The sequence below is a fragment of the Aminobacter sp. P4_D5 genome, assembly GCF_056401815.1.
The window spans coordinates 1-2384 of sequence record NZ_JBFUIP010000330.1; the positions used below are offsets into that span (position 1 = coordinate 1).

The 2384-nt window shown below is 58.1% G+C and carries 2 protein-coding genes and 1 pseudogene; 2 read left to right on the forward strand and 1 reads right to left on the reverse strand.

Annotated elements, in window-relative coordinates:
• Positions 1 to 41 precede the first annotated feature (41 nt).
• Positions 42 to 1220, forward strand: a pseudogene (locus AC1DWF_RS31500) (ISNCY family transposase); the annotation flags it as partial.
• Here AC1DWF_RS31500 and AC1DWF_RS31505 read toward each other — a convergent pair.
• Positions 1207 to 1944, reverse strand: a complete 738-nt coding sequence (locus AC1DWF_RS31505) for a hypothetical protein (RefSeq protein WP_476789688.1) — start codon at positions 1942 to 1944, stop codon at positions 1207 to 1209. The pseudogene AC1DWF_RS31500 and the gene AC1DWF_RS31505 sit on opposite strands and share 14 nt — an antisense overlap.
• 301 nt (positions 1945 to 2245) lie before the next feature.
• Between AC1DWF_RS31505 and AC1DWF_RS31510 the strand changes: the two genes are divergently transcribed.
• Positions 2246 to 2384: helix-turn-helix domain-containing protein (locus AC1DWF_RS31510; protein WP_476842515.1), on the forward strand; the 139-nt coding region annotated here is incomplete at its 3' end.

Consider the following 2384-nt stretch of genomic DNA (forward strand, 5'->3'; position numbering starts at 1 on the left):
CATGGCGATCGTGCTAGAGCGCTATGCGGACTTTGGTCCGCATGGAGATCGTGCGCGAGCGCTATGCGGACTTTGGTCCGACACTGGCGGCGGAGAAGCTTGCGGAGTTCGACGGGCTGACGGTTTCGCGCGAGACCTTGCGCCAATGGATGTCGGAGGCCGGCCTGTGGTTGTCGCGCAAGCAGCGGCGGACGTTTCATCAGCCGCGGTTGCGGCGCGAGGCGTATGGCGAACTGGTCCAAATCGATGGCTCCGAGCATCGTTGGTTCGAAGATCGCGGTGACCCATGTTCATTGCTAGTGTTCATCGATGATGCGACCGGCAAGCTGATGCAGTTGCGCTTCGTACGCTCGGAAAGTGCCTTCAGCTATTTCGAGGCGCTGGAACTCTATTTGAAGGACCACGGTGCTCCCGTCGCCTTTTATTCCGACAAGCATTCGGTGTTCCGGGTGACGAAGAAGGATGCCAAGGGCGGCCAGGGCATGACCCAGTTCGGCCGTGCGCTTTGCGAGCTAAATATCGAGATTCTTTGCGCAAATTCCAGTCAGGCCAAAGGTCGGGTCGAGCGCGCCAACCGAACGCTGCAGGATCGGCTGGTCAAAGAATTAAGGCTGGCGGGTATCGACGACATGGAGGCTGGCAATGCATTTCTGCCTGGCTTCATAGAGCACCACAACGCGCGGTTTGCGATCGTCCCTGCCCGACCCGATGATCTGCATCGGTCAATGAATCTGGCGCCCGATCGGCTCAAAGAGATCCTGTGCAAACGCGAGCAGCGCTATGTTGGATCGCAGCTGACATTTTCGTTCGAGCGCCAGCGGATCATGCTTGAGGAGACCGAGGTGACGCGCGGTTTGGCTGGTCGCTATGTCGAGACCTATGCCTATGCGGATGGTCGATTGGATGTGCGCTGGAAAGGCCATTCCCTGCCCTATCGGGTGTTCGATAAGGACCAGCGGGTGAGCCATGCGGCGATCATCGAGAACAAGCGGCTCGGTGATGTCCTGGCCTACATCAAGGAACGTCAGGAGCAGCAGACGAAGCCGGCCGTGAAGACGAACAGCGAGAAGATTGGCTACAAACCGCGTGGCCGCAAGCCGGGTAAGCGGACGGATTTCATGACCGATCCCGCGATCATTGCTCGGCGGCGGCAGGYGCTTTCCCAGCAAAGTGCGGTGGAGCAAGGACAAACTTACCCGGCACGGCTCAATGGAGAGTGAGTTCGGATTGCATGTCGGAGTCTAGCTTTAAGCAGGCAGGCCACAACGGTGTCTTGTGGTAGGTTCCATCCTGCCAAATCGTCAGCCCCTCGCGATCTTCGTGCAGCAATCCCAGCCAGCACAGCGGTCGAATGATATCGTAGCGGAGCGCCGACCTTTCCGCCCAGGTTTCGACAGTCATTTCTGCTGGCTCCGGGTACGATTCGCTCGGATATAGCTCGTTCGCCAGGTCGTCCAACGAACAGCCCGTTTCTGCTTTCATATTGATAAGATTGAGAAAGACGTGCCACCAACGCATCCGATTACGGACGGCCTCCTGCGTCTGCCCGTAATGGATATAAGCATAAAGATAATCCGTCGCGATCAGATCGAAGAAGGCCTGCGGTCTCGCCAGAAAGTCTCGGCCGCGTTGGGTTGGTACCAGTACGTCCTTTCGCCGCCGCAGAAGCCGCAAGTACTTGACCATGTCACGGACGACCAAAAGCGGCGGCATATCGGCTTCGTTGAGAACCTTGTTGATGCTGTATAAGTCGTCCGACGTGTAGCCGGGCCAATCGAAGTGAACAGCGGCCCAGTGGACGAACTTGCGGTTCATTGCCCCCGACGCGGTCAGGCCGATGCCTCCCTGGGTCTCTGCGTAGGAAACAGTCTTGGTCATGCCGCGAAGCAGCGGCGACAGCGCGGCTACATCGACATCACCCATCAGCTTGATTTCCGGAAGCACCGCGAGATCCTGCCCCTGCACATTCAGCTGCCTGCAACATCTACCAGGAACGCAATAATTGAAACTGAGAAAGCTAAAGCCGATGGGTGTCTCTCACCCGCCCCGATCTGCCCTTGCAACCCGGACCAGCCGGTCAGATCGGGGCGGATTGTCGTGCGCCATGGCAGAAAGTGACATTTCTACTTTGCGCCCGGGCGGACATTCCAACCTAGCCGCCACATTTGATGTAGCGGGGTGGGTTCTACCTTGAAGTGCGACTTTGCAGCGATACCAATGGGTTATCGTAAGCAAGGAAGCGCAGATGAAACGCACCTACTCGCAGATTGATCTCGATGAGCGGCGCAAGATCGCCCGCTGGCGTCAGGCTGGGGTCAGTGTCGATGTGATCGCCGAGAAGCTCACATCTTCGAGGACGCGGAGATTCCGCGAGTTGCGCCGGA